Source organism: Litchfieldia sinesaloumensis (assembly GCF_900156865.1).
Classification (GTDB): domain Bacteria; phylum Bacillota; class Bacilli; order Bacillales; family Bacillaceae_L; genus Ferdinandcohnia; species Ferdinandcohnia sinesaloumensis.
Genome location: NZ_LT732529.1, coordinates 785,068 through 809,640, shown reverse-complemented (window position 1 = coordinate 809,640; position 24,573 = coordinate 785,068). Strand labels below are relative to the sequence as shown.

Annotated in this window: 23 protein-coding genes; 7 read left to right on the top strand and 16 right to left on the bottom strand. The window is 36.3% G+C overall.

What is annotated here, in order from left to right:
• Positions 1–53: 53 nt before the first annotated feature.
• From def to rnjA, 3 genes are all read left to right on the top strand, one after another.
• Positions 54–608 (top strand): peptide deformylase, encoded by a 555-nt coding sequence (gene def / locus CZ490_RS03960; protein WP_077617666.1) that lies wholly within the window; start codon positions 54–56, stop codon positions 606–608.
• Positions 609–1,170: 562 nt separating this feature from the next.
• Positions 1,171–1,380, top strand: coding sequence for a DNA-dependent RNA polymerase subunit epsilon (locus CZ490_RS03955; RefSeq protein WP_077617665.1), 210 nt, complete (start codon positions 1,171–1,173; stop codon positions 1,378–1,380).
• 6 nt (positions 1,381–1,386) lie between these two features.
• The gene (gene rnjA, locus CZ490_RS03950) at positions 1,387–3,054 is read left to right on the top strand and encodes a ribonuclease J1 (RefSeq protein ID WP_077617664.1); all 1,668 of its coding nucleotides are present in this window, start codon (positions 1,387–1,389) and stop codon (positions 3,052–3,054) included.
• 93 nt (positions 3,055–3,147) lie between these two features.
• Here rnjA and CZ490_RS03945 read toward each other — a convergent pair whose 3' ends face one another.
• From CZ490_RS03945 to CZ490_RS03915, 7 genes are all read right to left on the bottom strand, one after another.
• Complete coding sequence (locus CZ490_RS03945; protein WP_077617663.1) at positions 3,148–3,843, bottom strand: potassium channel family protein; 696 nt, start codon at positions 3,841–3,843, stop codon at positions 3,148–3,150.
• Positions 3,844–3,940: 97 nt separating this feature from the next.
• Positions 3,941–5,761 (bottom strand): ABC transporter ATP-binding protein, encoded by a 1,821-nt coding sequence (locus CZ490_RS03940; protein WP_077617662.1) that lies wholly within the window; start codon positions 5,759–5,761, stop codon positions 3,941–3,943.
• Between the two features lie 13 nt (positions 5,762–5,774).
• Positions 5,775–7,529 (bottom strand): ABC transporter ATP-binding protein, encoded by a 1,755-nt coding sequence (locus tag CZ490_RS03935; protein WP_077617661.1) that lies wholly within the window; start codon positions 7,527–7,529, stop codon positions 5,775–5,777.
• A 217-nt stretch (positions 7,530–7,746) separates the two neighbouring features.
• On the bottom strand, positions 7,747–7,995 hold the full coding sequence (locus CZ490_RS03930; RefSeq protein WP_077617660.1) for a YkuS family protein: 249 nt from the start codon (positions 7,993–7,995) through the stop codon (positions 7,747–7,749).
• 102 nt (positions 7,996–8,097) lie between these two features.
• Positions 8,098–8,976, bottom strand: coding sequence for a LysR family transcriptional regulator (locus CZ490_RS03925; RefSeq protein ID WP_077617659.1), 879 nt, complete (start codon positions 8,974–8,976; stop codon positions 8,098–8,100).
• Positions 8,977–9,079: 103 nt separating this feature from the next.
• Positions 9,080–9,517 carry a cyclic-di-AMP-binding protein CbpB gene (cbpB, locus tag CZ490_RS03920; RefSeq protein ID WP_077617658.1) on the bottom strand — a complete coding sequence of 146 codons (438 nt, stop codon included), beginning with the start codon at positions 9,515–9,517 and terminating at the stop codon, positions 9,080–9,082.
• 179 nt (positions 9,518–9,696) lie between these two features.
• Positions 9,697–9,933, bottom strand: coding sequence for a YkuJ family protein (locus tag CZ490_RS03915; RefSeq protein ID WP_077617657.1), 237 nt, complete (start codon positions 9,931–9,933; stop codon positions 9,697–9,699).
• Positions 9,934–10,129: 196 nt separating this feature from the next.
• On the opposite strand from CZ490_RS03915, the gene CZ490_RS03910 reads away from it, so the two are divergent.
• Positions 10,130–11,086 (top strand): MBL fold metallo-hydrolase, encoded by a 957-nt coding sequence (locus CZ490_RS03910; RefSeq protein WP_077617656.1) that lies wholly within the window; start codon positions 10,130–10,132, stop codon positions 11,084–11,086.
• A gap of 29 nt (positions 11,087–11,115) precedes the next feature.
• Here CZ490_RS03910 and CZ490_RS03905 read toward each other — a convergent pair whose 3' ends face one another.
• On the bottom strand, positions 11,116–11,748 hold the full coding sequence (locus tag CZ490_RS03905) for a DUF3993 domain-containing protein (RefSeq protein ID WP_159439906.1): 633 nt from the start codon (positions 11,746–11,748) through the stop codon (positions 11,116–11,118).
• A 299-nt stretch (positions 11,749–12,047) separates the two neighbouring features.
• Between CZ490_RS03905 and CZ490_RS03900 the strand changes: the two genes are divergently transcribed.
• A complete protein-coding gene (locus CZ490_RS03900; RefSeq protein ID WP_077617654.1) occupies positions 12,048–12,914 on the top strand; it encodes a metallophosphoesterase in 867 nt (288 codons plus the stop codon).
• A gap of 25 nt (positions 12,915–12,939) precedes the next feature.
• On the opposite strand, the gene CZ490_RS03895 is transcribed toward CZ490_RS03900, so the two are convergent.
• Positions 12,940–14,670 carry a sensor domain-containing protein gene (locus tag CZ490_RS03895; RefSeq protein ID WP_077617653.1) on the bottom strand — a complete coding sequence of 577 codons (1,731 nt, stop codon included), beginning with the start codon at positions 14,668–14,670 and terminating at the stop codon, positions 12,940–12,942.
• Positions 14,671–14,851: 181 nt separating this feature from the next.
• On the opposite strand from CZ490_RS03895, the gene CZ490_RS03890 reads away from it, so the two are divergent.
• Positions 14,852–15,322: a YkyB family protein gene (locus CZ490_RS03890; RefSeq protein WP_077617652.1), complete on the top strand. Its 471-nt coding sequence runs from the start codon at positions 14,852–14,854 to the stop codon at positions 15,320–15,322.
• A gap of 41 nt (positions 15,323–15,363) precedes the next feature.
• On the opposite strand, the gene CZ490_RS03885 is transcribed toward CZ490_RS03890, so the two are convergent.
• Together CZ490_RS03885 and CZ490_RS03880 are read right to left on the bottom strand one after the other, a co-directional pair.
• A complete protein-coding gene (locus CZ490_RS03885; protein ID WP_077617651.1) occupies positions 15,364–16,011 on the bottom strand; it encodes a glycoside hydrolase domain-containing protein in 648 nt (215 codons plus the stop codon).
• A 25-nt stretch (positions 16,012–16,036) separates the two neighbouring features.
• Entirely contained in the window at positions 16,037–17,305 is a 1,269-nt protein-coding gene (locus tag CZ490_RS03880) for a PLL family lectin (protein ID WP_077617650.1), read from the bottom strand.
• 295 nt (positions 17,306–17,600) lie between these two features.
• Between CZ490_RS03880 and CZ490_RS03875 the strand changes: the two genes are divergently transcribed.
• Positions 17,601–17,837, top strand: a complete 237-nt coding sequence (locus CZ490_RS03875; protein WP_077617649.1) for an IDEAL domain-containing protein — start codon at positions 17,601–17,603, stop codon at positions 17,835–17,837.
• 68 nt (positions 17,838–17,905) lie between these two features.
• On the opposite strand, the gene CZ490_RS03870 is transcribed toward CZ490_RS03875, so the two are convergent.
• The 5 genes from CZ490_RS03870 to CZ490_RS03850 form a co-directional block, all read right to left on the bottom strand.
• The gene (locus tag CZ490_RS03870; protein ID WP_077617648.1) at positions 17,906–19,765 is read right to left on the bottom strand and encodes a PAS domain S-box protein; all 1,860 of its coding nucleotides are present in this window, start codon (positions 19,763–19,765) and stop codon (positions 17,906–17,908) included.
• Positions 19,766–20,008: 243 nt separating this feature from the next.
• Positions 20,009–20,983, bottom strand: a complete 975-nt coding sequence (locus CZ490_RS03865) for a quinone oxidoreductase family protein (RefSeq protein ID WP_077617647.1) — start codon at positions 20,981–20,983, stop codon at positions 20,009–20,011.
• Between the two features lie 13 nt (positions 20,984–20,996).
• On the bottom strand, positions 20,997–22,763 hold the full coding sequence (locus tag CZ490_RS03860; RefSeq protein WP_268762194.1) for an acyl-CoA dehydrogenase family protein: 1,767 nt from the start codon (positions 22,761–22,763) through the stop codon (positions 20,997–20,999).
• Between the two features lie 26 nt (positions 22,764–22,789).
• On the bottom strand, positions 22,790–23,851 hold the full coding sequence (locus tag CZ490_RS03855; protein WP_077617645.1) for a phosphotransferase family protein: 1,062 nt from the start codon (positions 23,849–23,851) through the stop codon (positions 22,790–22,792).
• A gap of 115 nt (positions 23,852–23,966) precedes the next feature.
• Positions 23,967–24,533 carry a TetR/AcrR family transcriptional regulator gene (locus tag CZ490_RS03850; protein WP_077617644.1) on the bottom strand — a complete coding sequence of 189 codons (567 nt, stop codon included), beginning with the start codon at positions 24,531–24,533 and terminating at the stop codon, positions 23,967–23,969.
• Positions 24,534–24,573: the final 40 nt, after the last annotated feature.

Sequence of the window (24,573 nt, the reverse complement as noted above, 5' to 3'; positions counted from 1 at the left end):
AAAAGCTTGTTAAAATAAAGCTACAAAAGCATCAAGAGCAGGAAGTGAATAATATGATTACAATGGAAGATATAATTCGTGAAGGACATCCAACTTTACGCAGAGTTGCCGAAGAAATACCCTTACCAGCTTCTGCTGAAGATCGAAAAATACTTGAAGAACTACTAGAGTACGTTAAAAACAGTCAGAACCCCGAAATTGCTGAAAAATTTGGTCTAAGACCAGGGATTGGGCTTGCTGCGCCACAAATCAATGTGTCAAAACGCATGATAGCTGTGCACCTTAGAGATGAAAATGATGAACTTTATAGTTATGCATTATTTAATCCTAAAATCATTAGCCATTCAGTAAAGAAGAGTTATTTAACTAGTGGAGAGGGCTGTTTATCTGTAGATCGGGCAGTACCAGGAATTGTTCCTCGTCATGCAAAAATTAAAGTCAAAGGTACTACACTTGATGGAGAGGAAATAATTATCAAGCTTAAAGGTTTACCAGCTATCTGTTTTCAACATGAGATTGATCATTTGAATGGGATTATGTTTTATGACCATATTAATCAAGAGAATCCATTTGAAGAACCAGCAAATGCGGTAGCTATTGAACGTTAAATAACTTTGATAACTTGCTATATAAAGTATCGATGTGTCTTCCACGTCGATACTTTTTTATTTTTTTATAAAATTTATCATCTTTACTCCTCCTACACTTCCAATTATTTGCCATGATAAAGAACCGCATTTCTCCACATAATAAGGACAAATTTTACAGACGTATAAGTTTAAACCTTCAGAATAAAGGAGATGATAGTCATGCTAAAAAAGTTACGTGAAAAGTTAGCTAAACAATGGCAGGATCTGTTGAAAAGGAAATCGATTGCTTAATAATAAAAAGAAAACTAGAGCCCTTAGCTTTTAAGGGCTCTATGTACTATCATAATCATTAATGGTATAATTAACCTTTAGGTGTACGGTTATCGCTCTCCAGCCATGAGATAGTTTATTAAAACGTCACGAACTCTGCCCCTAAGCAACCTCCTCTTTTTTACCTATTAGTCATATCTTTAGATAAGATTTATTTAGGAAAAGAAAGAAAAAACATGAAAATCATGTTATATTTTTATATAATAGAAAAAGTTACTCTAACTTTCGGAAATTAAGGAGAGATTTGGCAATGATTTTTAAAGTGTACTATCAAGAAAATGCTAATGAAGTTCCAGTAAGAGAAAATACAAAAACAATGTATATTGAAGCAGAATCTCAAGTTGAGGTACGCAAAAAATTATCGGAACGGAAGATTAACATTGAATTTATTCAAAAGGTGGATGGCGCCTATCTTGAATATGAAATTTTAAATGAAGATTATAAAGTATTGGAGATTTGATGAATTATGAAATTTGTTAAGAATGATCAAACAGCTGTTTTCGCCTTAGGTGGACTCGGAGAAATTGGTAAAAACACGTATGGCGTACAGTTTCAGGATGAAATCATCCTAATTGATGCTGGGATTAAGTTCCCAGAGGACGAGCTGTTAGGAATTGACTATGTTATTCCTGATTACAGCTATTTAGTAAAAAACGAGGACAAGATTAAGGGTTTATTTATTACGCACGGTCACGAAGATCACATTGGGGGTATACCTTATTTACTTCGTGAAATTAATGTACCGATTTATGGCGGAAAGCTTGCCTTAGGATTAATTCGTAACAAATTAGAAGAGCACGGACTACTACGTCAAGCAAAGCTAATTGAAATTAAAGAAGAAGACATCATAAAATTCCGTAAAACATCAGTTACATTTTTCAGAACAACACATAGTATTCCAGATTCCTATGGAATTGTTGTAAAGACACCACCTGGACAAGTTGTACATACAGGGGATTTCAAGTTTGACTTCACACCTGTTGGGGAACCAGCAAACCTCCAAAAGATGGCGGAAATCGGTAAGGAAGGGGTTCTTTGTTTACTATCTGATAGTACAAATGCTGAGATTCCACACTTCACGATGTCCGAAAGACGAGTTGGAGAAAGCATTAATGATATATTCCGAACAGTTGATGGACGAATCATTTTCGCTACTTTTGCATCCAATATTCATCGTTTACAGCAAGTAGTTGAGGCTGCCGTACAGAACGATCGTAAAATTGCTGTCTTCGGTAGAAGCATGGAATCAGCAATAAACATTGGCTATGATTTAGGTTATATTCGTTGTCCAAAAGATACATTTGTTGATGCGAACCAAATTAATCGTTTACCAGCAAATAAAGTCGTTATTCTTTGTACAGGTAGCCAAGGTGAACCTATGGCAGCCCTTTCAAGAATTGCAAATGGCACACACCGACAAATTCAAATTATTCCTGGAGATACAGTTGTATTTTCATCATCTCCTATTCCAGGGAATACGCTGAGCGTTAGCCGAATAATCAATATGCTCTATCGTGCAGGAGCTGATGTAATCCATGGACCGCTTAGTGATATCCATACTTCAGGTCACGGTGGCCAGGAAGAGCAAAAATTAATGCTTCGTCTCATGCAGCCAAAGTATTTTATGCCAATTCACGGTGAATACCGTATGCAAAAGATGCATGCGAAATCAGCTGTAGATTGTGGAGTGTTTGAAGAAAATTGTTTTATTATGGATAATGGTGAAGTGCTAGCTCTTAGCGATAATGAAGCATCTGTTGCTGGAAAAATACCTTCTGGAAACGTCTATATTGATGGTAGCGGTGTAGGTGATATTGGAAATATTGTATTACGTGACCGCCGGATTCTTTCTGAAGAAGGATTAGTCATTGTTGTTGTTAGTATTAATATGAAAGACTTTAAGATTGCAGCAGGCCCAGATCTTATTTCTCGTGGATTTGTCTATATGAGAGAGTCGGGGGATTTAATCAATGATGCACAAAGCCTTATTACAAAGCATCTAAGCAAAGTAATGGAGCGCCGTACTACACAATGGTCTGAAATAAAAAATGAAATTACAGATACGCTAGCACCATTCCTATACGAGAAAACAAAACGCCGCCCAATGATTTTACCGATCATTATGGAAGTATAAATTTTTTTAAACCTTATCTTATTTTATTCCCACTGAGACTACTCAGTGGGTTTTTAAATCAGAAAAAACGCCCAGACTAGGACGTTTTTGAATTTATTCCTCAATTAAGTTCTTTTCGAAACGACTTATATCAGTATCAGCACCGATAATTATGAGGATATCCCCTTTATGAATTTGCTCGGTTGCTAGTGGAGATACCATAATATCTTTTCCACGCTTCATTGCTACAATTGTTACCCCGTATTTTGCACGAACATCTAAATCAATCAATGATTTACCATCAATCTTCTGACCAGCAACGATCTCAATAATACTATGCTCATCTGATAATTCAAGATAATCTAACACATTATTTGAAATAATATTATGGGCAATACGCTTACCCATATCCCGTTCCGGGTGGACAATACGATCGGCTCCAATTTTGCTCAATATTTTTTCGTGATAATCGTTTTGTGCTTTAACCCATATCTGTTTAACTCCTAGTTCCTTTAGAATGATAGTGGTTAGTATACTTGCCTTAAGGTTGTCCCCAATTGCAACAATAACAAGGTCAAAGTTACGTATACCAAGGCTTTTGAGTACAGATTCATCTGTAGAGTCACCCACAACTGCATGAGAAGCAATCGTCGAGAATTCATTTACTTTATCTTCATCAAGGTCCATTGCCATTACTTCCATGCCTTCTTCGCTTAAAGCGCGGCAGATACTTCCTCCGAAACGCCCAAGTCCAATTACCGCAAATTCTTTTTTATTCACTACTATTCCCCCACCATATGATGATACCATTGATTGTAGCACAAGAAAGGCACAAGGAAAACTGGATTCAACATCTCAACTTTCAAAAACAAAGAAAGGACTACACATGAGTCCTTCCTTCTTATACTTATATAGCTTCTAACATTCTAAATTGCGCTTTAACTAAGCCAAAATACTCTCCCTGCTGTTGCATGAGTTCATTATGGTTCCCTTGTTCAATGATTTCACCATGATCTAAAACAAATATAGTATCAGCTTCACGAATCGTTGAAAGTCTATGCGCAATGATAATCGCTGTACGACCTTTTAATAATTTTTTTAGCGCAAGCTGGATTTTCACTTCTGCTTCAGTGTCAATACTAGCCGTAGCCTCATCAAGAATTAATATCTTAGGATCTGCAAGAAGTGCACGCGCAAATGATAATAATTGACGTTCACCAACTGATAAAATATTACCTCGCTCTTCTACTTCTGTATCATATCCATTTACAAGCTTCTCAATAAATTGATGCGCTCCAACCGCTTTAGCTGCCTCCATTACCTCTTCATCGGTCGCATCCGGACGCCCAAAACGAATATTATCTTTGATGGTTCCAGAGAAGATAAAGGTGTCTTGAAGAACAACACTTATTTGAGAACGAACACTTTGAAGAGATAATTCTTTAATATTAATACCATCAATTTTAACTTCACCACTCGTAGCGTCATAAAACCGGCTTATTAAATTTGCGATTGTCGTTTTCCCAGATCCAGTATGACCAACAAGGGCGATTGTTTGACCAGCATTGATTGTTAATGAAATACCTTTTAGAGCTTTACGTGTTTCATCATACGCAAATTCTACCTTATCAAATTCAATTTTCCCTTTCATATCAGTCAATTGAATTGCATTTTCTTTTTCACCAACAATTGGTTTTTCATCAATGAATTCGAAAATACGTTCTGAAGAAGCCATACCAACGAGAAGTTGATTGTAGACTTGACCTAACCTTGAAATTGGTTCCCAGAACATACCAAGATAAAAGGCGAAGGATACAAAAACACCCACTGTTAAACCATCAGCTTGGATAAGCGTTGCTCCGAACCAAATTAGAATAGCGGTCCCAACTGCATTTGTCATTTCAACAAAGGGACGGAACATTGCATTCTTTTGGGTAGCATCTCTCCAGCTTTCAAAGTTTTCATTGTTCACACCATCAAAAAACTCTATATTTTCTTTTTCCTGTGTAAATGCCTGTGTAACACGTATTCCTTGAATACTCTCGTTCAAATGTGAATTAAGCATAGACTGCTTGATTCGAACGGTTTGCCAAGACCTCCGAATTTTTCTTCTGAGTTTGGTAGTTATTAATACCATAAGTGGCAAAATAATTAAGATTGCTAACGTTAACTCTGGGCTTAACGCAAAGAGAATAAATATGACACCAAATAACAAAACAAAATCCATTAATAGATTGATAACCCCGTTTGTAAATAACTCTTGAAGAGAGTTTACATCATTTAAGATTCGAACCAATATTGATCCTGCTGAACGCTTGTCAAAAAAGCGATGTGACAAGCCTTGCACATGTGTGAATAAATGCTTTCGAAGGTCATAAATGATATTTTGCCCAAGCATATTTGTCCACTTTATTCTAAATATATTCGCCACGTAGTTTACTGCGTAAAGACCGGCAATGGTTGCAACTAATATAATTAATAAATTTGTATCTTTATTAGCAATCGCATGGTCAATTGCATACTTCCCAATTAATATCGGTGCTATTAATCGAACCGCTGTAGTAAGTAAAACCATAATTATAGAAAGTGGCAATAGATTCTTAGAGTATGGCTTCATATACCCTAATAAACGCGCCATTTGCTTCCAGTTAAATGGTTTTTCGATTGCCTGATCCGTTGAGTAGTGAAACCGATGTTTCACATCTTGTTTTTCTTTTTCCGTTGACATATGACTCACCTACCTAACCTACTTGTGACTGAAGAACAACTTTTTGGTCTTTATATTGGATATCATAAATTCGTTGGTATGGCCCTTCATTTTTTAATAATTCCTCATGTTTTCCTCGTTCAACTACAAATCCGTCTTCTAACACTAGAATTTCATCGGCATGCTTTAAAGAAGAGATTCGGTGGGCGATAATAAATGTCGTTCGCCCTTTCATTACCTCTTTTAACGCCTTTTGGATTTCAAATTCTGTTTCCATATCGACTGCACTTGTCGCATCATCTAAAATTAAAATACTAGGGTCTATGCAAATGGAACGTGCTATCGCTATTCTTTGCTTTTGACCTCCTGAAAGTCCCATACCACGTTCTCCGAGCATCGTGTCATACCCATTCGGAAGCTCCATTATAAACTCATGCGCTTGCGCTCGCTTGGCAGCGTCAATTATTTCTTCCATAGAAGCGTTAGGTCTTCCATATGCAATGTTTGCACGAATGGATGAAGAGAATAAGAAAGATTCTTGCATAACAAATCCAATATTACTTCTTAATGTCTGAATCGAATAATCTGTTACATCCCTACCATCCAGAAGCACTTGACCCTTGACTGGCTCATAAAATCTCGTCATGAGTTGCGTAATACTGGTTTTCCCAGAGCCTGTTGCACCAATTAGTCCAATTATCTTCCCAGGTTCAGCAGTAAAACTTATTGATTGAAGTGCAGCTTCATCATCATCTGTATATTTCAGAGTTACATCTTTAAATTCAATATGCCCTTGTAATCTTTCATTTGCGATAACACCTTTTTGATCAACAATCTTTTCGTCAGCTTCAAGAATCTCTAATAAACGTTCCCCTGAAGCCTTTGCTTGAGAAAACATATTGATAATAAACCCTAGGTTCATGATGGGGTTCAGTAGATACCAAACCAAACTAAAAAAGGCAACGAGTTCCCCGTGTGAAACCGAACCTTCAATTACCAAATATCCCCCATAAGAAAGGAGTGCGACTACACAAACGTTTCCGATAAACTCCATTAATGGAAAGAATTTTGCCCAAATCGAAGAAGTTGCTAGAGAAACATCGCGATACCCTTCGTTTGAATGATTAAACTTATTTATTTGAAACTCCTCACGTGAAAGTGATTTAACTGTGTTAATCCCACTTATATTTTCTTGAACATTTGTATTTAATCGCCCAAAGTTTTTTCGAACCTTACGAAATGCAGGATGCACACGCTTGTCGAAGCGATAAACGACGATTGCTAAGAATGGTAAAGCCATAATTGTGACCAAAGTAAGTGGAATAGAGTATGAAAACATAACAATTAAACTAAAGACAATTAAAAGCGTAAAACGAAGTAACTCCGCAAATCCGAAGGAAAGGAAAAACCTGAAGCCCTCTACATCTGCCGTAAGACGGGACATAAGGTCTCCCGTTTTCGCATTATCATAATAGCTAAATGAAAGCCTTTGTAGCTTTTCATATAGTGCATTCCGCATTTTATAAACAGCGGTTATTCCAAATAAGTCCCCGAGATATTGATTAAAATATGTAGCCAGCCCTTTTACAACCATGATGGCAATAAATCCGAGTGCCAAATACGGAACTAATTGATAATTCCCCGCTCGAAATACTTCATCGATAGTTACTTGTAGAACAATTGGATAGACAACTGTTACCCCCGTAACAAAAAGCATTGCAAATAGTGACCAATAAAAAAACTTTCGATGTGGCCAGTAAAACTCCTTTAATTTCTTAAAGGTCTCCATTATAAATCCCCCCTTGGTGTTCCAAGAAAAATAAAAAAATAAAAATTCACAATACGTAACTAATAATATATCGGTTTTCGAAATAAATTACTAGTGCATTATCTGAAAATCTTAAATATTTTATATAAAATAATAAAAAAACAAAGCTAAGTCGTAATTGACTTAGCCTTAAAAGCAAATCTTATTCTGTTTTACAATTCGAGCCTACTTATTCATTTTATGATTGTCCTAAACGGCTTTCCAACTCTTGACAAACCTGGTCTGCAGTTAGTCCGTTTGCCTCAATAACAGGTCCTTTCATGACAGAATCTGCCATACCCATTACATTCGAATCTAAACCTGTAACAACACAAGCGTCACAATTTTGTGCATCGCTTTCCTGTTTCAGCTGAATAACTTCATAGCCTTTTTCTTGAAGAGCTTGCTGAACATTTGTTAAAGAACCTTCCACTCCAACTTTCGCCATTAATCATCCACCTCCTCATATATGTAATTTGTCACATTGAGACCTTGATTATTCCACACATATTCGGAGATAGAAATTACGGCAATACATACAAATTAGTCATTAGATTGAATCCACATTTTCCTTTATCAATTCCACAAAGGCCTGCACTTGCTTAAGTTCAAATGCATAATCATACCCAACTAGCCAAGTATCACGTTTCATGGGTTCATTGTTCTCGTTAAGTAAAGGTATTTTAAAAATATTTTTTGTTTCATCATTGTTTAGTGTAACGGAAGGTAAAATGGCATACCCAATTCCATTTAAAGTCATTTGTTTACATGTCTCAATTTGATCAACTACAATGGTTCGACGGGGAGTCGATTGAAATGTTCGATGCCACCATTCTTGGATTTCTTGGTAATAGGTAGAATCGCTTTTGAATTGAATAAATGGGCGATCTGTGTCCCATACCTGTTCAATTTTTTGAATTTCTTTATCAACCAAATACATGGTATCGGTTAATAAATGATGTTTAACACCCTTCCAATCTGGTTTGCCACGAATAATACCAATGTGAACCGTGTCATCATAGAGATTTTTTAAAATTTCGCTACTCCAACCAGTGATTAATGAGATTTTCGCATGCGGGTATGTATTCACATATTTTTTTAGTACCTTTGGTAACCAATTTTGACCGATAATTGATGCACAGGCAATCTTTAGTGTACCGTGCACCTCTTGATTTAATCCTTGTAATTGTTCCCTAATTTTCTCTTCTTTTTCAACAACTTCTTTTGCAAAGTCAATAATTTTTTCCCCTGCAGGTGTGGGTGTTAGCCCTTTCTGTGATCGGATAAAAATTTTCGTATTCCAAGTTTTCTCAATAGATTGCAAACGCTGAGACAACGCTGGTTGTGTAACAAATAAGCGTTCAGATGCTTTCCGCATATTTAATTCTGATGCCAGTACAACTAATAATTGAAATTCCGAGAATTGCACATTCTTTCCTCCTGAACATAGGCATAAGTTTTTATAGTGCGTATTTTAATTAACATTATCCACTAAAAAACCCTCCTAAACACGGTGGAGGATTTTGTATTACTTATTTAATTTTAAGTTGTTTATTCACTTGTTTTAGGATAGCGCGACGAGTAAATATGCCTTCAAATACTAATTCGTCGTTCTCCACGCATACAAATGGATGATCAATCACCAAATTAAGTCCTTTTAACACATTGTCATTTAGATTTAAACGAGGAATTTCCCTATTCATTACTTCCTCAACCTTCATTTTTTCTAGACGTTCAAATTCGATTCGCTCTAATCCTAGGATTGAATCTAGGATATGTGTTGAGCTAATTAATCCATGTAATTTGTATGTTGGGTCTAATACAGGAACTGCAGTATACCCTGTTTTTGTTAGAACAAGTAAGGCGTGTTCTAAGCTATTTCCAATTTGCACATGTGCTACTTTATCAGCGGGAATCAGTAAGTTCTTAATTGTTGTTTCAAAAATATTCTCACTTTGAAGACCAAACATGAAAGCCTCACAACCTCACATCGTAGTAAATTTCAGATAATACCAGTTTAAATTCATAATACTCCTCTTTTATTTTACCATAATTAAGCAGCAATAACTCGTATTATTTGAGTGAGATTGAAAAATGGGACTTAGGCAAGAAAAAAGGTTCGGCTAATTGCCGAACCTGAAAAGAATGATTAATTAATTAAATCAAAGATTTCAATTGCAATCATATCAATGTTATCGAATTGATATGTTTTTGGTTTTTCCCCTTGTTGATAAACCTCAAGTTCATAAGTACTTGTTTTGCTAAAATATTTCACACTGCACTTTCTTTCACCGTTTACTTCAAAAAAACGTTGTGGGGTTTCCCCACCATTTGCATTTTCCTGAAGGCTTATAAGGCGAGTTATGATTCCTTGTAACTGCGACATAAGAGCCTCTCCTTTCATATGCATAAAGCCAGATTCTTCTTTTAGGATTAAGCAAAGCCTGAGCTTCTATCCACGAAATTGATGATTTTTCAAACGGGCTATTATTTTCAGAATATTGTAGGCAATACCTTTACATAACCACTATGTAACAATACAATAAAATTAGCTGCGATACAATAAAAATATGGAGGAGAACATGGCAAATTATACACAACTTAATGAACGAATTTTCGTAATAGACACACATGATTTAGGAAGAGAAGCACGAACAGGTTCATATATCATTAAAGATGAAAAAATCACTATTGTTGAAACAAGTGCTAGCCCGTCTATTCCATTTATTTTAGAAGGGTTGAAAGAACTAGAAATTGATAAAAATGATGTGGAATTTATCATCGTTACTCATATTCACTTGGACCACGCTGGTGGTGCTGGCTTATTGTTAGAGCATTGTCCAAACGCAAAGCTTGTTGTCCACCCAAAAGGTGCAAGACATTTAGCTGACCCAAGCCGCTTAATTGCTGGGGCAAGAGCTGTTTATGGAGAAAGCTTTGACGCTTTATTCGATCCCATTTTACCTATCGCCAAAGAAAAGTTAATTGTAAAAAATGATCAAGAAGTGCTCGCGATTGGACCAAATTGCACACTCGTATTTTTGGATACACCAGGACATGCCAATCATCATTTTAGTATTTATGACCCAGTTAGTAATGGTATTTTTACGGGAGATACGATTGGCATTTATTATCATGAACTTGCTAAGGATGGGATAGACTTATTTTTGCCTTCTACTTCTCCCAATCAATTTCGTCCTGACAAGATGATAACGTCTGTTGAAAAAATAAAAGCACTAGACGTATCAGCTGTTTATTTTGGACATTATGGCATGTCTACAAATGTGAAAGAAGTATTTACACAACTCAAGCATTGGCTACCAATATTTGTGAATGCAGGAAAACAATCTTTTGAGGAGACTCCTAATGCAAGTCCAACTCAGCATAAAGATACAATACGAGATATTCTTTTCAAAAAAGTTTCATCCTATCTTGATGAACGGGAGATTCCACGAAATCACGAGGTATATGAAATTATAGGACTTGATCTTGACATATGTGCGATGGGCATCGTCGATTACATGAACAAGACAAAATAGAAATCCCAATTGGGATTTCTATTTTAGAGTTAGAACATATTCTTATACCACGTATAGAAATACGGGGTTTGATGCTCCATTTCAAGTAGGTAAGCCTTAAATGGATTCCAAGTTAAAAATAAGGGGTCCCTTTTTACGGTCACTTCCTTTAAGGAATCATTTTTTACAGTAGGAGCTTCATCTTCCATTGATAAATCAGTTATAAGCCAATTTGATTTTATGTTTTCAATCGTAACAATTTCATAGTGGTCCTGATAAGAGACAGGTCCTGATTCTGGAGTCTCAAAGAACTCATAAACGTATATTTTATTTTCATCTTGGTCAAACAAAATCTGAGTTTTGTCTGAATAGGAGTAAAACGGAATAAAGTATAACGCAAAATCAGATCCGTAAACAATATACCCCTCATCTTCTTGAATTAAATTTTCCTCTAAAAACTTTTTCGAATATCCTTCATGAAAATAAGGGTTTAGAATTTTTACAACCTCGTCAAAAGTACGAAATTCATATGTCAATGAAGTTTGAGCTTGAAAGCCTTCCTGAAGAAGGGTGAACACTTGCTCTCTTGAAAGTGGATTATCAGATGATGCGTAAACCGATGGAACTGTTACAAGTCCGATTATAAAAATGACAAGAAATAGTAGTGTGATTCGCTTTCTCAAAATATCATCCTTCCATTAAAAGACCTGTGTTGTACAAGTACCACCATTTTAACAAGTTCTATCGTGTTGATGTGGATGATTCGTTCGTTAAATAGCTGCACATTCTGACACAATACTCTTTATAAAAACAATATATGCAATTGTTTAACGAGAAAAAACAAGAATTTTAGCAAGAATACTTATGGTAATCTTTTATTTCAGAACTGTAATACATATTTAAAAAACTTTCGAATATGTATGTGCTACACTAGTTCATAGTGTCATACTTAAATTGATTAATAGAGATAGGTTGCGTTAACATGCAGAAAAATTATACTAGACGACAATTTATAAAACGGGCCTTTGCTGCCACATCAACAGTCGTCGTCGCTTCAACTCTCGGGTATTGGTACGCTCGATATGTTGAACCTAAACAATTGGAAATTACGACTCACACCATTCAACATCCAAAAGTCCCAAAGGAATTTCATAATATAAAGATAGTTCAATTTAGTGATACACATGTTGGGCACCATTTTACAATTGATCAGCTTAAAAAAATTGTGGATAAAATAAATGGGCTCAAACCAGATTTATTATTGTTTACTGGAGATTTGATGGATGAACCAAATAAATATGCTGGAATCAGTCAACTTATTCCAGTTCTCAGAAGCCTTGAAGCCCCTCTTGGAAAATTTGCTATTTACGGTAACCATGACCATGGTGGCTATGGCTCAGAAATTTACAAAAACCTTATGAAACAAACCGATTTCACGTTATTAATGAATACTTCAAGAGAAGTAATTTTGAATGATTCAACGATCACCATTGTCGGATTGGATGATGTCATGCTAGGTCGCCCTGATTTTGAACAAGCCTTTCAAAATGTGGATTCTTCTAGATTTACTATCTTACTTGCGCATGAACCAGATATTGCCGAACGTGCCGCTAAAAAAGGAGCTCACATGCAATTATCAGGGCATAGTCATGGTGGTCAAATTCAGCTACCATTTGTTGGACCACTAATTACTCCCCCTCTTGGAAGTATTTATTATGAGGGAGACCATATTATTGGACCAAATAAGATGTTCCTATATGTAAATCGTGGTATTGGAACAACCAGACTCCCGTTACGATTTCTAGCTAAGCCTGAAATCTCTGTTTTCACCTTACAATCCACGCAATAAAAGAGGATGCCCCTAGGACATCCTCTTAGTTATTTGTCAAATAATGTTCAATCAATTGATATTCAGGTATAGGTTTACTAAAGAAATAGCCCTGTACCTTATGACACCCCATTATCTTGAAAAATTCAACCTGTTTTTCTTCTTCAACACCTTCTGCAATAACGGAAAGACCTAAGCTTTGTGCTAGATGAATAATCGTTGTTGTAATTGCAGCATCCTTTTCATCAGAAAGCACATCTTTTACAAATGACTGATCAATTTTCAACGAATCTATCGGAAGTTTTTTAATATAGCTTAAGGAAGAATACCCCGTACCGAAATCATCAACAGATATACGAACTCCAATCGCTTTTAATTTTGCGAGAGTTTCCATTGTTTTCTTCGGTTCTTGCATCGCACTTTCAGTAAGTTCAAATTCAAGGCTCTCCGGGAAAATTTGGTTTAATTCTATATTCTTCTCTATAATCTTAATTAATTCAGGCTGTTGGAACTGCTTTGGAGAAAGATTAATACTTACCGAAACAGGAAGATAGCCACTCTCTTTCCATCGTTTTAGCTTCTGGCAGACTGTTTGAATAATCCATTCACCGATTGAAAAAATAAGCCCTGTATCCTCAGCAATTGGGATAAATTCAGCTGGTGACACAAACCCAAGGGTGGGATGTTTCCATCTTAATAATGCTTCAAAGCTAGAAACCTTATTTGTAGCAAGATCCAATTGAGGTTGATAATAAACTTCGAGTTCGTTTTTCTCGATGGCCTTTCTAAGACCTGTTTCTAACTGCATCAAATGAGTGGTCTGTTTTTGTAAATCAGGATTATAATATTGATAGAGAGATCTACCTAACTCCTTAGCTCGATAGAGAGCGGTATCCGCATTTTTTATTAATGCTTCTCCTTCCATTCCGTCAGAAGGAAAGGTACTTATTCCTATACTGGCTGAAATAAAGAACTCTTTATCCTCTAGCACGAAAGGTTTCTTAAATTCTTGATTTACTTGTTGTGCAAATTGTTCGGTACCTTCGCTTGATGTGTTGGAAAGGATAACAATGAATTCGTCTCCACCTTGTCGGTAGACTTTATAGTCTTCATGATTAATAGATGCTAGTTTTTTTCCAACCTCTTTTAAAAGATGATCTCCAGCTATATGACCCATAGAATCATTAAAGAATTTAAACCGATCAAGATCGATGAACATTAATGCAAGCTTTTTATGGCCCTTTTTTGCTTGTTCAACCGCATGATCTAAATCCTTCTTTAAAGAACTACGATTTGGCAAACCAGTAAGTGGATCATGATAAGCCATGTACGTAATCAACTCTTTATCAGCAACTCTTGCTGTGATGTCACGCGTTACACTAACGATAAATGGAATGTTACCATTTTCATCAAAGATGGGTGTCAGTATGGACTCGCCATGAACCACCTTATTGTCTGTAAGAACGACTACATCCTGAAATGAAATTGGCTCTTTTTTCTCCAAGACAGAACTATATTGATTATGCAAACTCGTTGCCGTTTCAGCCGGTAAAACCTCATGAAGCGTTTTCCCAATACTGTCATTGGTTAGTTTAGCATGACCTTTTGCTTCTTCATTCAAAAATACATAGGAAAAACTCCCATTTTCCTCAACTTTCATCACATATATTAAATCTTTAATATGTTTAAGGATAATTTCAAACATAATAGCCTCAATTCTATCATTTGAGCGGCTAAATTGAGCATCCTTTAAAATGACATTATTCGTTCTATTCATCAGACCATTCCCTATTACAGTTAATATCTATTTCTTCTACATATATCGACAAAAACCTTTATTTTTTCATGATAATTCTTATATTGTATGAATTAGTAAATTGTATGAATTGCAACATCCCTAGAGAATTTGTCAAAGTACACTACTAACAGTATAATAGAAGTTAGAAAGGAGAGAAAGTATGAAAAAACAGGTAAATCAAGTGCCACTTAAGCCAACAGTGGACAACCTTGCTCGTGCCATTTTTGTCGTGAACAGGCATGCGAAGACTGCTACAAACCCTAAATTTTTATACCTTCTAAAGAGAAAAGCATTAGAAAAGCTTATTACAGAAGGAAAAGCAAAAAAAGAAGGACTTCACTTTTCTAGAAATCCCAAAAATAGTCAACAACAATCCGATGTCTTAATTTCAGCCGGAGACTATTATTTTCACATGCCTCCCACAAAAGAAGACTTCTCTAGCCTACCACACCTTGGAAAGTTGAATCAGACCTATCGTAATCCAAAAACCTATCTTTCACTTTCTCTAGCTAAAAACCTTCTACAGCAATACGTTGGTATTGAAGAAGAGAAAACAGAGAATACACAGCGTCCAAATAAACGAACCTATCAAAAACCAGTATTCAAAAAATTAGGTGAAAGTTACCGATAATGTACACATCAAAAAACCAGGTGGATTTCACCTGGTTTTTATTAGAGATAATTCAAAACACGCGAATCTGCAAGATTTGTATGAACAGGACATGCTTGGGCATCTCTTCCATACTGCCAAACCCACACATTTGATTTACATTTTGGAGAAGCTGGCTTGAAAGTAGGTACCTTCCGTTCCCTAGTCACACCAGTTTCAGGTTCAGCACTCCACAAAATCGTTTGAAGTGCAACCTGATTATTTTTACGAACCGCCTCACAATAAGCTCCAGCAAAATCACCTACTACCGGATTATTATAGATTCCAGGACGATATCCACTTGGATAAATCGATTCTGCCCAACCGCGAATCCACGCCTCATCAACAGCACCAAAGCGTTCAACATTTGCAAAAAGCGCAGCATTTATAGGTAGCCCCAACCTTCTTGCATTAAAAACCGCATTTCGTGCAGCAAGTTGCCCTTTTTCATAACCACGAGCCTCTGAGAAGATAGGGTAGATAGGCAATACCTTTATTCCTCGATTCCGTAAGAACGAAATTTCGCCCTTTGTTAATCCTGTTGAAACATTAGGCTCCTCACTTAAGTATCTTCCCCAAAATTTAGGATTTCCAAATTTACTTTTTACACATGTATATAGTTCATCATCAACAGCGACTGATGAATCTACTCCCCAAACATATCTAGGCATATATACCCCCCTTAGATGTTGCGCTTCATGCTTTCCATTTATGAATTAATTGGTTGTTTTCTCCTCTTGCAAAAACATCAATTCGATTACGGCTCCATGAAGCAGAGGTTGGTTCAGAGGTTAATGTTCCGCCTAGGTCCTCCCATTCACTCCAACGACTTCCATCCCAACTTTTTAGATACAAATGATCATTGGTTCCTTTAACAAAAACATCAAGTTGATTTGGATGTCTCGAAGAAGCACCTGGGCTAGATGTTAATTGACCACCTAAATCCTCCCATCCACTCCATGTAGAGCCATTCCAATATTTATGATATAGGCCTCTATTTTCTCCCCGTGCAAAGACATCGATACGATTTGGTCCCCATGACACAGTACCTGGGGCAGAAGTAAGAACACCTCCAAGGTCTTCCCATTCGCTCCATCCTGCCCCATCCCAATATATATGGTAGAGATGGCGGTCTGTACCCCTGCCAAATACATCAAGACGATTCTCCGACCATGAGGCAACTGCAGGAGATGAGGTTAATACTCCACCTAAGTCCTCCCACTCACTCCAGGTAGAACCATTCCAATATTTATGGATCAATTGGTTTCTTTCACCTCGAGCAAAGACATCTACCCTACCAGGTGCCCAAGACACGGCAGCTGGAGAGGATGTAAGCGTGCCTCCAAGATTCTCCCACTCAGTCCATCTTGAACCATCCCACAGCCGGTGGTAAAGGACACGGTTTCTTCCACGTACATACACATCTAACTGATTTCTTTCTGGGATAGCAACAGAAGGACCTGATGTTAAATAACCTCCAAGGTCTTCCCATTCGCTCCAATTTTTTTCAGGCGAATAACCAATATTTTCATATGTTAATCGTATTATGGCTTTAAATATTTGTTCGAGTATACGATCTGGAATTCGGTACGGAGCCAAAACAGCATAGAACCAATTGGCTTGATTACGAAAAGCACGATATATTTGATTTACTTGTTGGTCCAACGAACCAGAAACTTGATTCTGAGTCATAAGTGTGAACATGACAAGCTGCATCGCAATAAACTGCGATAATCTCCGATCAATATTATATTCTGCTAATTGATTATAATGAGGTTGGAGATTTTTACGCACTTCTTTCCATACATTTTGAAATTCTTGCGTTTGTCTTACCTGATTTACTTGAGGTTGAGTATTTATATAATAAGCAGGTTGAAAGCCATTTACGGAATGATATGGATAATAACCATGCGAAGCCGTTCGAAAATATGGGTCGATTTGATATCCATTATATGGTTGATTCAAAACAGGTACCTCCCTTTTGTAGAAGTTCTCATTTCATACTATGAAATGGATTAGGAAAGTAACCCAATTTTTCTTATTATCCTACACTTATATTACGGAAATTTTATACAAACAAGTTCTGATATATCTAAATTTTCTAAAAAAAAACACTTTACTTTCACCTGATTTTCCTTCATAATAGAAAGACATCTAGACGATGCAATATTTTTTTAAAATAGCATGGTTTTGATGGCGCTTATAAGATTCAATAGTTGAATCCTTAAATAAGCGAAAAAAACAAAGGAGTGATTAAGTAATGGACCATTTGAACAAAGAGCAAAAGAATGAGGTAGTCGTAGTTTCTCAAACGCCAGATGATGAAATGTATGAAAAGGTAGCCGAAATGGTTCTCGTCCAATCACTGGCCTCCTTTAGAAAACAACAATTATTAAAACAGATTGATCAATCACTTATTGACCAAGATGAATCAACATTTATCGAACTTACCAATCAATATAATATGTTACTGTCAAAACATAATTTTTTACAATAACGAAACGGCTAGCGCAAAAAACGCTAGCCTATTTCTTTTACTTTAAGAAGTAAAAAAAGGTGCAGCATTTACTGCACCTTTTCATTCACTCGTGGAAGCTTTATTTCGAAGGTCGTTCCTTCATTTTCTTTACTATCGACCTTAATTTCCCCTCTGTGATTTTCAATAATATTATAGCTTACCATAAGCCCAAGACCGGTTCCTTTTTCTTTTGTTGTATAGAATGGTTCACCAATACGGTCTAGAATAGACTTCGGAATTCCACACCCCTCATCAATAAATAAAATATAAATGGAATCTTCAGTAACCATTGTACGTATAAATATGCTTCCACCATTCTCCATCGCATCAATAGAATTTTTAATTAAATTGATAAATACTTGTTTAATTTGATTTTCATCGCAAGTAATAATTGACTCATCATTCGCAAATTCTATATTAATTTGGATATTTTGTAGATTTGCTTGTGTTTCAAGCAATGTCACAACATCTCGTAAAATTGTTCGAATATCTTTACTTTTAAATTTAGTTTCTGAGGGTTTTGCTAATAACAATAGCTCGCTCAAGATTAATTCAATCCGATTTAATTCTGAAAAGATAATATCGAAGTAATTTTGTTTTCCATGAAATTCATCATTAAATAATTGTAAAAAGCCTTTTATTGCAGTTAGTGGATTTCTAATTTCATGAGCAATGCCAGCAGCTAACTGTCCAGCTATAGAAAGCTTTTCAGACTTAATCATTAATTCTTCAGCCTTTATTCGATCAGAAATATCACGAATGATCACTTGAACCGCTGCTTCACCAAAGTACGTTGTTGGAATTCCAATTAACTCAGTGTAAACCTGATTTCCTTGTAATGTATACCAGGATTGTTTACTGAAATTCACTTCTTTCTTTTCCGAATTGACAATTTCAATAAAACTCCTGACCTGTTCATGATTTTCAGGGTGAAGAAACGTATAGATATTCCTTCCCAACATTTCTGTATAGCTATTTGCACCAAACATTTTCACTCCAGAATCGTTTATAAAGACCCAGTTATTCTGATAAATAACGGCTATCGTATCAATTGAATTTTGCACAATTCGTTGATATCGCTCTCGGCTTCTATGAATAATATCGTGAAATGATTTCCTTGAAGATATATCATGTAGGACCAGGTATTCAAAAATTTCATCCTTTATATGTATGGGAACTTCCTTTACCTCAACAATGATTTCTTCATTGTTTTGTCTTTTCCACTTTTGCTCAATTGTACCTAATCGAAACCCATTTCGAAGCTGCTCAATACGTTTTTCGACGACCGTATGGAATTCTTCATCAATAAACGAATAAATAGTGTGTCCAATTTCTCCAGCGGGGTTCTGAATGTTCAATAATGAGACTACCTCTTTATTCATGTAAACAATTTTTCCTAATTTACAAATAATGATTGGAAAAGGTGCTTCATCGATTAAGATAGGTATATCTATTAGCCTATTTTGCAACAAATCTACTTCCGGTATGACTGATGATAATTGGTTATTATCACGATAAGCATCTTTCACCTGGCTACTTGAAGATTCTAACAGTACTCTCATTTTTAATAGAACCTCTTCATATTCACTAGAAGAAGAAGTGTAAATTGGTTCAACATTTGCTTCGAACCAGACAAATTCATTGTTTGCCTTCATAATCCGAAGTGCACATGTTGAACGATCTTGTTTATTAAATAAATTGCTTTCAAGCATGAAACGGTCATCTTTATGTATAATATTCCTAATAGCACTTCCAATTAATAGGTCACTTGTGTAACCTAGGATATCATTACAATGATTTGAAACATAAAGTATCTTTCCATTTACCGTCACTGTAAATACGAGATTAACAGGGAATTGAACATCTGCTTTATTTTTTGTAGGACTTAACTGATTTTTCACCTTCATTTTATTCCCCTCCCCCCATTCAGTTTTTTAATATATATAGAATCGAAATCAATCTAAAATTTCAGTTTAATAACCATATTTTTACTATACTTTTACATTAATTTAGGGATAAGTTGTAATCCATAGGTAGAATGACCTGTTTTTATTATTATAAAGAAAATTCGGCAAAATTCCGAGCCTTTTTCGACATTTATCAAAAAATTAAAAAACCCAGGTAATCTGCACCCGGGTACTAACCTTAATTTAAGGTGTTAAAATGAGCTTTCCAAATGTCTTTCTTCCCTGCAATTGTTCGTGAACCATTGCGGCTTGATCAAGCGGGTATACACCACCAATTGTTAATTTTAACTTTCCACTACCTACGTATTGTAGAAGTTCAATTAAACTAGTTTGAAAAAGTTCCTTTCTTCTCATAATTTGAGGGAGGAAAAAGCCAATTACGGATTGATTCTTTGCCATCAGACTTGATGGATACATCCTACTTTGTTCACCGCTAGCAACTCCGTAAATGACTAGCCGACCATAAGGGGCTAAGCATCCTAATGTTTTCTTGAATACGTCCCCACCGGCCATTTCAAGGGCTACATCTACCCCTTTTCCATCTGTAAGAAAAAGTACTTGATTGTCCCAATCTGAAGAAGTATAATTAACGATTTCATCTGCTCCCATATCCCTTGCAAGAGTCAGTTTTTCATCAGTACTAGCAGTCGCGATAACCTTTCCAGCACCAAAGAGTTTTGCTAATTGAACAGCAAGTAACCCCACACCACCCGCTGCAGCATGAATTAAGATTGTCTCACCTTCCTCAAGTCTCCCCATTGTTTTGATAATGTGATAAGCACTTAATCCCTGTAAAGGAAGCGCCACCGCAGTTTCAAAGTCCACTCCTTCTGGGATAGGGATTAACGTTCTTTCATGTGAAACTGCATATTCGGCATATCCGTTCGAATTGAGTAGAGTTACAACTCTAGCACCAACCTTGACAGAAGTCACTTCATCACCAATTTCCACGACAATACCTGCTACTTCTGCTCCAGGTATAAATGGTAGCTCTGTTTTGACTACGTATTGGCCTTCTCGACGGGCCGTATCTGCATAATTTACGCCAATGGCTTTTACTTCAATGACGACTTCATTTGCGTTTGGTTTTGGTCGTTCAACCTCTACAAGTTTTAGGACTTCAGGTCCACCATATTCTGTAAATTGAATAGCTCTCATTTCACATTCCTCCCTATATCGGATATCTATTATATTGATTTAAAACATCAGCAATTTGACGTCTACGCTGTGTGGCACCAGACCTTGCTAAATCTGCAAAATTATTACTAATAATTTTCATACTCTGCTTGAGTTCAGCGTCTTTTAGTGTACCTGTGACCAATCTTTTTGCATCGGTCTCAATATCAAGAAGAACATCGTCAATATAGGATTGTGCGAATAAAATCTTGACCTTCTCATTTTCCTCCCCATTTTTTTGAATGGCTTTCAGTGTGCGGAGCACCACCGACTCAGATGCATATAATTGAATTCCTATATTTGCTAACTTCATTAATGCTTCTTGCTCACCCTTGAGTTCAAAACCATATGATTTAAATAAGACTCCTGTACAATACAAAAAAAGATTACGGATAAGCGTAATAGCATTCTGCTCTCTACCTAGTATAGAATTAGTTTCAGGTTGTTGTGAATGTAAGTCTTTAACTGCCTTTTGAACATCCTCCTCTAGACTTACCCTACCTTTTAATACCTTTTTTAAGAACTGAGTTGGAATAATTAAGCGATTGATTTCATTTGTTCCTTCAAAAATTCGATTAATTCGAGAGTCACGATACATGCGTTCAATGGTATACTCCTTAATATATCCAGCTCCACCGTGAAGTTGAAGAGCCTCATCCGCAATATAATCTAAGGTTTCAGATCCATAGACTTTACAGATTGCACACTCTGTTGCATATTCCATTAATCGCTTACTAATTAACTTAGTATCACTAGATTCATATAATCCTCCTAAGGCATCTTCTAGTAAAAAGGCGGTACGATATTGAAGCGACTCCGCTGCATATATCTTTGTTGCCATCGAAGCCACTTTTTCTCTTGTAGCACCAAATGTAGATATCTTACTACCAAATTGCTCTCGTTGATTTGAATAGGTTAGAGAAAGCTCTAAACCATATTTTGCACCACCCATGCACGCTGACCCTAGATTAAAACGACCCAAATTCAGTACATTCAAAGCAATAACATGTCCCTTTCCGACTTCTCCCAAAACATTCTCAACCGGTACATAGCAATTCTCGAGGAATACGGTTCTCGTTGATGAACCTTTGATTCCCATTTTCTTTTCTTCGGGTCCAAGCGATAATCCTGGAAAATCTCTTTCTACTATAAATGCTGTAAACTTTGAACCATCTACCTTTGCGTACACGATAAACGTATTGGAAAACTCAGCATTCGTAATAAATATTTTGGTTCCATTTAAAAGGTAATGAGTTCCAGTATCATTTAAAACAGCTGTCGTTTTGGATGATAAGGCATCTGACCCAGCCCCAGGCTCTGTTAGGCAATAAGCGCCTATATATTGTCCAGACGCTAATTTTGGTAAGTATTTTTCCTTTTGCTCTTTCGTACCGAAATAGGTGATTGGTAGTGTGGCAATACAAGTGTGGTTTGAATGTGCAACTCCATACGCACCAGTACGACCAATCATTTCCCCGACGATACCCTTGCTCACTTTGTCGAGCCCTAGTCCCCCATATTGCTCCGGAACACTATGGGCCAACAGTCCAATATCTCCTGCCTTATGGAGTAGCGAAACAACTACATTGAAGTCTTGTTGTTCGATTTCGTCGATAACAGGTGTAACTTCTTTTTCGACAAACTGCTGTGCTACTTTAGCAATCATACGATGTTCTTCTGTAAAGTCTTCTGGAGTGAATATATCTTTAACCTTTGAAACTAAAAAACTCGAACCTCTATATTTTACATCTACAGAATCCAGTTGAATTCACCCCTTATTAAATATTCTTAGCTCTTTGTCGAAGCTACTGCTGTTTGTATAAGACCATTTATAAATATGCCAAAATGAGCAAACCTAGGGTCTCTTGTTTGACCTTTTTTATAGCGATAATAGATTTGCTGACAAATTACAGCAAGTTTAAAATAAGCAAACGATAAATAAAAATTCATTGCTGAAACATCACGACCGCTTTTCTGAGCATATCGCTCGATGAATTCGTCTCTCGTCAAAAAGCCCTCCAGCACAGTAATACGTGGCTTTCCTAACCCTTGTTTCAATAAATCAGAATCACTAGCTTGAATCCAGTAACTCATTGCAGCTCCTACATCAGCTAGAGGATCACCAACTGTTGTCATTTCCCAGTCAAACAGCCCTACCATTTCTGACAAATTATCAGAAAACATCATATTATTTAGTTTGTAATCATAGTGAATGATAGTCGGTGCAGCTGAAAAAGGAATCGAGTTAATTAACCACTTTTTTAGCGTTTCGATACCCGTAACATCGTCTGTCTTCGCTCGTTCATATCTAGTAATCCAACCTTGTACCTGTCTTTCCATAAACCCTTCAGGCTTTGCCATTCTTACAAGACCTGTTTCTTTATAATCAATTTCATGAAGTCGAATAAGGTTATCCACCATTTTTTCAGATATGTCGCGACAAAGTTGGGGCTTTGGTGCTACATTCGGAGGAAATGAGGTATCTAACACAATTCCACGTTTTCTCTCCATAATAAAAAATGGACTTCCCACAATAGATTCATCATCTGAATATAAGAATGGCTTTGGTGCTAACGGATACAAGGTATGTACTTCATTTAAAATTTGAAATTCACGTTTCATATCATGGGCTTTTGGAGCAACAGGTCCATGTGGTGGCCTACGTAGAACGGCCTCCCAATTATCTATTTTTAATTGATAGGTGAGATTAGAGTGACCTGCCCCAAATTGCTTTATCTCTAAATTCCCAGCTGGCAAATCTTCGAGGTTTTCTTGTAAAAAATGCTCAAGCCTTGGAATCTCTAATTCCTCACCCTTCCTTACAGGTACGGTATCGGAGAATTCATTCATCAGGTAACGCCCCCCCTTTTATCAAAAATATTACTTACTGACCGGTTGGTATGTAAATGATAAAAAAATTAATCTTATAGGAATCCCAATAGATTGGATGGGATTCCCTTCTAGTCTATTTACTATTAATACCGTTTAGAATCATATCAATATAAATGTTCGCCACTTCTTGTTCTGAAAGTGTTCCTGTTGGATTGAACCATTGGTAGCTCCAATTAACCATTCCGAGTATCCCAAATGTAGTAATATCAATACTTAAATCACTTCGGAATTCGCCCCGATTCTTGCCTTCTTGCAATACTTCTTGGATGTTAATGCGAAACTGATCTCGTTTCGGAATAATCTGAGCTAAATATTGATCGCTTAGATTAATCATCTCACGGAAGAACACCTTTGCACTTGCACCGTTCTTATCAATATTACGTAGCAGCAAATAAAGAATTTCAAAAAGCTTTGTTTTACAATTAATATCCTTCTTTGCAATGATTTCTTCCTGTTCTTCTAGGAGCTCATTGATATAACCTAATTGGATATCTTTCAAAAGCTCTTCCTTACTTGAAAAATAATAATAAAAGGTACCTTTCGTAACTCCAAGAGCATCCACAATATCTTGTATAGAGGTTTCAGAGAATCCTTTTTTTTGAAAAAGTAGAATGCTTTGTTCAGTAATTTTGTTCTTCATGAGGTTTCCTCTCTTGCATGTTTGTTTGAAAACGATTATA